General features: G+C 63.1%; 3 protein-coding genes. 1 reads left to right on the top strand and 2 read right to left on the bottom strand.

All coding sequences use genetic code 11. From position 1 onward, the window contains the following. Both ACW9I6_RS27515 and ACW9I6_RS27510 read right to left on the bottom strand, forming a co-directional pair. A partial coding sequence (locus tag ACW9I6_RS27515) for an efflux transporter outer membrane subunit (protein ID WP_457340050.1) occupies window positions 1–1,480 on the bottom strand: 1,480 nt, incomplete at its 3' end. Next, window positions 1,480–2,274, bottom strand: coding sequence for a helix-turn-helix transcriptional regulator (locus ACW9I6_RS27510; RefSeq protein ID WP_008430236.1), 795 nt, complete (start codon window positions 2,272–2,274; stop codon window positions 1,480–1,482). The genes ACW9I6_RS27515 and ACW9I6_RS27510, both read right to left, overlap by 1 nt. Window positions 2,275–2,760: 486 nt before the next feature. Here ACW9I6_RS27510 and ACW9I6_RS27505 point away from each other — a divergent pair, with 486 nt between their 5' ends. Then, window positions 2,761–9,042, top strand: a complete 6,282-nt coding sequence (locus tag ACW9I6_RS27505; protein WP_457340049.1) for an amino acid adenylation domain-containing protein — start codon at window positions 2,761–2,763, stop codon at window positions 9,040–9,042. The last annotated feature ends 86 nt before the right edge of the window (window positions 9,043–9,128 follow it).

The raw sequence follows: 9,128 nt of genomic DNA, 5'->3' as shown, positions 1-9,128 counted from the left end.
ACTTTGGGGCTTTTCCAAAGTGAGCCGCTGTAAGAGCGGAACCATAAGCCGCCGTGACCGAAGAAACGGATATGCCCCCACCCCCACCCCCAGCAGAATCACCCTCCCACCCCCCACCCAACGCCGTATACAAATTCACCTCCGCCACCAACTGCGCCAACCGATCAACAATCAACGCCTGCTGCGAACTGAACAACGACCGCTGCGCATCCAGAAACACCAGATTACTGTCCACCCCACTGCGATACCGGTGCTGAGCCAGGTCGTAATACGTCTGGTTGGCCCGAACAAAATCCCGCTGCGCCGCCAGTTGCTCGTTATACGTTTGCCGCGCCGCCAGCCCGTCCGAGACTTCCTGGAACGCGGTCTGAATCGACTTCTCATACTGCGCGACATAAATGTTCTTCTGAATCTTCGCGTAATCCAGGCTGGCCCGCAGGCTGCCCGCATTGAAGATCGGCAGATTGATCTGCGGCTGGAACCCCCAACTCCCCGAGCCCCCCTGGAACAATCCCGACAGATCCTTACTCGAGGTGCCCGCGTTGGCCGTCAGCGTAACCGAAGGAAAAAACGCCGCCCGCGCCGCGCCAATATTCGCGTTGGCCGCCTGAAGCTGATACTCGGCCTGCACAATATCCGGCCGCCGTTGCAGCAGGTCCGACGGCAACCCGGCCGGCACCCGGGCTACCAGGTCGTCGGACAGCGGCTGTGCCGGCAAAGAATCCGGCACCGGCCCACCCACCAGCAACGCCAGGCTGTTGAGGTCCTGGGCCACCTGCCGCTGGTAGCGCGCAATGCTTGCCCGGGTACTTTCGACGCTGGTCCGGGCCTGGATCACATCAATCGACGTCGCCTTGCCCGCCGTTTTACTGCGCGACGTCAGACGCAGGCTGTGCTCGTCCGAGGCCAGCGTCTGCCGGGCCAGGGCCAGCAGTTCCTGGTCGGCGCGCCAGGTCAGGTAAGCGTTGGCGACGTTGGCCACCAGGCTCAGTTGCGCGCTGCGCCGAGCTTCTTCAGTGGCCAGGTATTGCAGCATCGCCTGCTCACTGAGGCTGCGTACACGGCCGAAAAAATCCAGCTCGTAGGCGCTGACGCCCAATGTCGCCGAATAGGTAGAGGTGATCGCAGACTTGCCGGTGGTAGTGGCGCGCCGCGGGACTTTCTGGCGGTTTTCGGCACCCGTGGCAGACACCGCCGGGAACAGGTCGGCACGCTGGATGCGGTACTGCGCCTGGAACGCTTCGACATTCAGCGCCGCCACCCGCAGGTCACGGTTATTCACCAGGGCCTGGCCAATCAACTGCCGCATCACCGGGTCACGGAACAACTGTTGCCAGTCAGGCCCGGAGGCCGATGGCCCCACCCGGTCCGCGTTATACACCGGGAAGTGCGCCGGGGTCGGTGCCTCGGGCCGCTGATAGTCCGGGATCAACGAACACCCGCCAAGCACACACGCCACGCCGAGCATCAGTTTTTTCATCACGCGCCAACCATCCATTTGGCCAGGCCATGCCGGCCACTCACGCCCAGTTTGGCCGCCGCGCGCTTGAGGTAGGTTTCGATGGAGCTGTTTTTCACGCTGAGTTTCTCGGCCATCTGCGGTACGGTTCCGCCGGTCAACAACCCCAGGCAAACCTCCTGTTCCCGCGCCGATAAGGTGATGTCACTGAGTGACAGGCGTTTATAGAATTCGCGCTGCAATTGCGACTGCTCCAACGGAGTTTTAGAGGGCTCGGGCGCTACCGGCGGGGCCTGTCGATTGATCTGCGCGTGGCGCTCGATCAACGGCAGCAAGGTTTCCGAAAGGCTCTTGAGAAACGACAACTGCGCCAGGGAAAAGGCGCGTTGGGTGTGGGGCCGGTAGAACGAAATCACGCAGCGCCGATTGGCCTGGCGCGATACCAGGTTGCACTGATGGGAGGTGCCGCGGGTGTGGGTGCTGTCGGCCTTGGCATTCATCTGGATCAACAGCGGGTCGTTCATGCCGAGCATTTTTTTCAGCAGCGGATGATCGTCGCGGTGATGCAGGGTGCGCGGTGGCGGCAGGTCCTGCTTCAACCCGTCGCTGCCAAGTAACTTGATATCGAGCACGCAGGCCTGGTGCTCGTCGAGGGTCCATTCACTGAGGTCCACCAAGTGAACCGGTACCAGCTTGTTGACCAGTTGCAGCATGTTCGCTGCGAAGTGTTCAGTGCCGGTGCTTGAAATCAACTCTCCCAACTCGAAATAAAAATGCGGATTTTCCATATTCCGAATACTGCTGGTCAGACTCATAGCCATCTCATCCTTGATGTCGAAAACCGTCAACGGTTGCCCGTACGTGTGCAGGCCTCCCGTTCTCCTTGAACCTGGGTCGGTGCTCGAGGCTTCATTTAGCCACGTGGATTTGTCCTACGTATGTAGCGGAAACGAGGGACACAACCTGCCATAAAAAGCGCGCCATTATTTCGTCATTTCCGACAGGGATATAGGCTGAAGCTGCAGTGTAAAAGGATTTTAGAGTTTGTTAACTAGTTGATATAAAACATATTTACTCAATTTTCTCGACATGCCCGGCTATATGGCATCGGCCAGATGTAGCCAATCTCCTACATCCATTTAATCGTTTCAGCACTGAACCATCAGCCAACCCCGGCGCGGTACCCGGGCTGTCCGGGTTTCGGGTGACATACGGCCCTCCGGGGCGATGCTTAAATCCCGTTGATTTCGCCTCAATGGGGCGTTGTGCGCCTTATCGACACCTCACATGAGAAGGATCTTATGACGTATTTCCCCCTGACCGCCGCCCAGCGGGATATCTGGCTCGACCAACTGCGCCTCGGTGACTCGCCGCTGTACAACATCGGGGGTTATATCGAACTCACGGGCACCGTGAATCCCGCATTGATCCAGCGAGCCATCGAGCACCTGGTGGCCAAGCACGACGCATTGCGTACGGTGTTGCAAGTGGCGGCCGATGGCTTGCCACGGCAGGCGTTTGCTGGGGCCATGGCGGTATCGGTGCCGCAGCATGACGTCTCGCGCCAGCCGGATCCCCGCGCGGCCGCCGAGGCCTTGTTGCAGGCGCAGATGGCGCGAACCTATGCGCTGGTCGACGAGCCGTTGTTCCGCTTCTTCCTGGTCAAGCTCGATGACCAGCATTACCGCCTCGGCACCCAGGCTCACCACCTGATTCTCGATGGCTGGGGCTTTGGCCAGATGCTGCAATCCCTTGCAGGTATCTACAGCGCCCTGGAGCAGGGCCGGCAGCCGGACCTGTCGGCGCCGTCCTATATCGACTTCATCGACAACGATGAACGCTATCGCGAGTCGGCCCGTTACGCCCGGGACCGCAGCTACTGGCTGGACAAATACCAGGCGCTGCCAGAGCCGCTGCTGACGCGCCGTTACCAGGCCAAGGGCGAGGCACCGAGCAACACCCTGGTAGCACCGTTTCCGGCGGCGCTGCTCAATCGCATGGCGCGGGTGGCGAACCATTACCAGGCGTCGGCGTTCCATGTGTTATTGGCGGCGATGTACCTGTACTTCAGCCGCACCGGCCAGCGCCAGGAGTGGGTGGTGGGGCTGCCGATACTCAACCGTTCCAATGCACGCTTTCGTTCGACCCTGGGGCTGTTCACCCAGGTCAGTGCCGTGCGCTTGCAGTTCAGCGACGACCTGCCTTTCAGCGCCCTGGTGCGTGGCGTGCGCGACCAGCTCCAGCAGGATTTCCGACATCAACGTTTCCCGCTGAGCGAGATGAATCGCGAGCTGGGTTTGCTGCGCGCCGACCGCGGCCAACTGTTCGACCTGTCGGTGTCCTATGAGCAGGACGACCATGAATTTCGCTACGGCCAGGCGTCGGCCCGGGCGATCAAGGTGTCCAACCACCATGAGCCGTTGCCGCTGGCGATTCACTTGCGCAGCAATCGCTACCACGACACGGCGTGCCTGCACTGCGTCTACAACGAGGCGTACTTCCAGGCACACGAGGTGCAGGCCCTGGCCGATCGCCTGGTGTATGTGCTGGAGCAGGGGCTGGAAAACACCGCGCTGCCCCTGGCTGACTTCTCGCTGATAACGCCCGAGGAAACCGCGCAGTTGCAACGCTGGAACGCCACCGCCCAGGCCTATCCCGCAGCGCAAACCCTGCATGGGCGCGTCGAGGCCCAGGCCGCGGTGACGCCGCATGCGGTGGCGGCGGTGTATCAGGGGCAGCGATTGACGTATGACCAATTGAATCAACGGGCCAATGCCCTGGCGCGGCAGCTATTGGTGCTCGGGGTAAAGCCCGACGACCGTGTGGCGATCGTCGCCCGGCGCGGCCTGGAGACGCTGGTGGGCTTGCTGGGGATTCTCAAGTCCGGCGCCTGTTATGTCCCGGTGGACCCGGCCCATCCTGCCGAGCGCCTGCACTACCTGCTCGATGACAGCGCGCCGGTGGCGGTGCTGACGCAGACGGATTTGCTCGAACGGCTACCGGTATTGAGCGTGCCGGTCATCAATCTGGATCACGCCACGGCGCAGTTGGCGCGCAACCCGCAAGTGGCGATGACACCCGCCAACCTCGCTTATGTGATCTACACCTCGGGCTCCACCGGCCTGCCCAAGGGCGTGATGGTGGAGCACCACACCGTGGCCAACCTGGTGGACTGGCATAGCCAGGCCTTCGATTTGCACGCGGGCAGCCATACCGCCAGCGTTGCCGGTTTCGGGTTTGACGCCATGGCCTGGGAGGTCTGGCCAGCGCTGTGCGTGGGCGCGACCTTGCACTTGCCGCCGGCCCACGACGGCGCCGAAGACATCGACGCGCTGCTGGCCTGGTGGCGCGCGCAACCACTGGACGTATGCTTCCTGCCCACGCCGGTGGCCGAGTATGCGTTCAGCCAGAATATCGAACACCCGACTTTGCGCACGCTGCTGATTGGTGGCGACCGCCTGCGCCAGTTCAACCAGGCGCGCAGTTTCGCGGTGATCAACAACTACGGTCCCACTGAAGCCACCGTGGTTGCCACCTCGGGCCTCGTTGAGGCCGGGCAGGCGCTGCACATCGGCAAACCCATCGCGAATGCCGCGGTCTACCTGCTGGATGAGCAACAGCGGCCGGTGCCCATCGGTACTGCAGGCGAGTTGTACGTCGGCGGGAAAGGCGTGGCGCGGGGCTATTTGAACCGCCCGGACATGACCGCAGAGCGCTTCGTTGATGACCCATTCAACCCAGGCCGCATGTACCGCACCGGCGACCTGGCGCGTTGGCTGCCGGATGGGAATATTGAATATTTGGGCCGCAACGACGACCAGGTAAAGATTCGCGGCGTGCGCATCGAGCCGGGGGAGATCGAGTCCGCCCTGGCGGCTTATGAAGGGGTCACCGAAGCGGTGGTGCTGGTACGCGAGGGGCAACTGTTGGCCTGGTTCACCGAGCACGCGCCGGTTGCGATTGAAGCGCTTCGCGCCCATCTTAAATCACGCTTGCCGGATTACATGGTGCCGCAGGCCTACGTAAAGCTGGACGCGCTGCCCCTGACGGCCAACGGCAAACTCGACCGCAAGGCCTTGCCGGCACCCGGTGCCGATGCATTTATCAGTCGAATTTACGAAGCCCCCGAAGGGCCTACGGAAATCGCCCTGGCGCAGATCTGGGCCGATGTACTGCACGTCGAGCGGGTGGGGCGGCATGACCATTTCTTCGAGTTGGGCGGCCATTCGCTGTTGGCGGTCCAGTTGGTGCAGCACATGCGCCAGGTCGGGTTGCAGGCCGACGTGCAGGTGCTGTTCGGCCAGCCGACCCTGGCCGCACTGGCGGCAGCGGTCGGCCAGGGCACCGAGCTTGAGGTGCCGGCCAACCGTGTTCCGGCAGGTTGCCAATTGATTACTCCGGACCTGCTGGCGCTGGCCGAACTGGACCCGCCGACGATAGAACGCATCGTCGCCGCGATCCCCGGTGGCGCCGCCAATGTGCAGGAGATCTACCCGCTGGCGCCGTTGCAGGAAGGCCTGCTGTATCACCACATCACTGACGAGCGCGATCCGTACCAGCAACACGCGATGTTCAGCTTTGCCCGCCGTGAACAGCTGGAAGCGTTCGCCCAGGCGCTGCAACAGGTGATCGACCGCCATGACATCCTGCGCACCAGCCTGGCGTGGGATGCCCTCGAACAACCGATGCAAGTGGTGTGGCGCAAGGCGATTCTGGACGTGCAATCGGTGGCCCTCCAGGGGGACTCAATTCTCGAACAACTGCGCGAACGCCAGCGGCCACTGGACTTGCGCAAGGCGCCGCTGATGGCCCTGGATTACGCCGAAGACCGGCAGAACCGCCGTTGGGTGGGCATGCTGCGTTTCCATCACCTGGTGAACGACGCCACATCGACGCAAGTACTGATGGCGGAAATCCAGGCCCATCTGCTTGGCCAGCAACAGCAATTGCCGGCGCCGGTGCCCTATCGCAACGTGGTCGCCCAGGCCCGGTCAGCGGAACGCCAGGCCGGGCACGAAGCGTTCTTTCGCGGGCGGCTGGCGGATGTCGACGAGCCGACCCTGGCCTTCGGTTTACAGGAGCGCCAGGCGGATCGCCGTGACACCGAGGAAGCCGACGTGCTGCTTCCCGACGCACTCGGCCAGTTGTTGCGTGAGCAGGCCCGCACCTTGGGTGTCAGCGCGGCGAGCCTGTTTCATCTGGCGTGGGCCCAGGTATTGGGTCGCGTCTCGGGCCGTGACGATGTGGTGTTTGGTACGGTTCTGCTGGGGCGTTTGCAAGCAGGTGAGGGCGCCGACCGTGCCCTGGGCATGTTCATCAACACCTTGCCGCTGCGGGTACGCCTGGCCGGGGTGACGGTGCGCGAGGCGATCAGGCAGACGCAGCAGCAACTCAGCGCCTTGCTCGCCCACGAGCAAGCGTCCCTGGCGTTGGCCCAGCGTTGCAGCGGCGTCACACCGCTGTTCAACAGCCTGCTGAATTACCGGCATGTCTCGGTCGAGGCACTCGAGGTGCTGCAGCCCGGCATCGAATTGCTGAGCAGCGAAGACATCCTCAGCTACCCACTGATGCTGACGGTGGACGACCTGGCCAGCGGTTTCCGGCTCAAGGCCAAGGCGCCCCGCAAGGTCGGTGCCCAGCGCCTGCTGGACTACCTTGGCACGGTGCTGGCGGGATTGGTGGAGACGCCCGAGGCGCCGCTGTTCGATGTGCAGGTGCTGCCCGCGACCGAACTGCAACAGCAACTGGTGGACTTCAACGCCAGCGAAACCGACTACCCCGTGGACCAGACCGTCCACGCCCTGTTCGAAGCCCATGCCCGGCACACACCTCACGCGGTGGCGGTGCAGGCCGGTGAGCAGCAACTGACTTACCGCCAGCTCAACGAGCGCGCCAACCGCCTGGCCTATCACCTGCGCGAGCGCGGCGTGCAGCCGGATTCGCGGGTCGCCTTGTGTGTCGAGCGCGGGTTGGACCTGGTGGTGGGCTTGCTGGCCATCCTCAAGGCGGGGGGCGCCTATGTACCGTTGGACCCGGGCTACCCTCGCGAGCGTCTCGCCTACATGCTGCAAGACAGCGCGCCGGTCGCCTTGCTGGTACACGGCGCGACCCGGGATTTGCCGGGGGAGGTGTCGATACCGGTGATCGACCTCGACCACGGCGCCTGGCAGCAGGCGCCTGAAGGCAACCCGCGAGTGCCGGGGCTGAGCGTACGCAACCTGGCGTACGTGATGTACACCTCCGGCTCCACCGGCACGCCCAAGGGCGTGATGATCGAGCATCGGGGCCTGGGCAACCTGATGCACTGGGGCTCGCAACTGTGCCCGAATGCCGAGGGTGGCGCGTTGTTGCAGCGGGCGCCGTTCAGTTTTGACGGTTCGGTGTGGGAGCTGTTCTGGCCGCTGACCAATGGCATGCGCCTGGTCCTGGCGCGTCCCGATGGGCACCGTGAACCGGCGTACCTGGCGCAGGTGATTCGTGAGCAACAGGTCAGCGTGATCAAGTTTGTGCCGGCGATGTTGCAGCAGTTTCTGGAGCTGGAGGAGTCTGCGCTTTGTACCAGCCTTACCGACGTTTTATGCGGTGGTGGGGAGCTGACAGAGGCCTTGGCCCGTGGGGTTCAGGCGCGATTGCCCAAGGTGCGCTTGCATAACGTCTACGGACCGACCGAGGCGACGGTGGACAGCAGTGCCTGGACGCTGGAGCCGGGTGCGCCGGTGCCGGGGTTGCAGTTGCCGATTGGGCGGGCCATCAGTAATACCCGGCTTTACGTATTGGATGAGCATGATCGGCCGGTGCCGCTGGGGTGCAGTGGGCAGTTGCATATCGGCGGGGTGGGCGTGGCTCGCGGGTATCTGGGGTTGGAGCAGATGACGGCGGAGCGGTTTATCGACAGTCCGTTTGTGGCGGGGGATCGGTTGTATCGCACGGGGGATCTGGTGCGGTATTTGCCGGACGGGAATCTGGAGTTTCTGGGGCGCAATGACTTTCAGGTGAAGCTGCGTGGGGTGCGGCTGGAGCTGGGGGAGGTTGAGGCGCGGTTGGCGGCGCATCCTGCATTGCGCGAGGTGGCGGCGTTGATTCGGGATGAGCGGTTGGTGGCGTATTTCACTGTTCGTGATGCGGTGCCGGGGCTTGAGGCGTTGCGCAGTTACATGGTGGAGGGGTTGCCTGAGTACATGGTGCCTTCGGCGTTTGTGCGGGTGGAGGTGTGGCCGCTTAATCCGGCGGGGAAGCTGGATCGCAAGGGGTTGCCGGAGCCTGGGGTGGAGGCGGTGTTGAGTCGCGCCTATGAACCGCCTCAGGGGGAGGTGGAGACGGTGATTGCTGGGGTTTGGGCGCAGGTGCTGAAGCTGGATCGGGTGGGGCGTCAGGATCACTTTTTTGAGTTGGGAGGGCATTCGTTGTTGGCCGTGGGGGTGGTGGCGCGGCTGCGTAAGGCGGGGTTGGAGGTGGATGCCCGGTCGTTGTTCAGTCAGCCGACGGTGGTGGGGTTGGCGGGGGTGGTTGGGAAGCGGGTGGAGCGGGTGGAGGTGGTGCCTGCTTTGGGGATTCCGCAGTTGGGGCGTAGACGTAGGATTTGAGTGGTGGTGTGGTGTGTATATCCGTTATTTAGGTAACGGCCACCTATGGTTCCGCTCTTACAGCGGCTCACTTTGGAAAAGCCCCA

The organism is Pseudomonas sp. SDO5522_S412 (assembly GCF_054071215.1).
The sequence above is the reverse complement of the archived record's forward strand: the minus strand, read 5'-3'. Positions and strand labels throughout refer to the sequence as shown.

Bases quoted from the DNA above. Each gene is read 5' to 3' on its own strand.
- ACW9I6_RS27510 (WP_008430236.1), bottom strand. From the start codon at position 2,274: ATGAGTCTGACCAGCAGTATTCGGAATATGGAAAATCCGCATTTTTAT.
- ACW9I6_RS27505 (WP_457340049.1), top strand. From the start codon at position 2,761: ATGACGTATTTCCCCCTGACCGCCGCCCAGCGGGATATCTGGCTCGAC.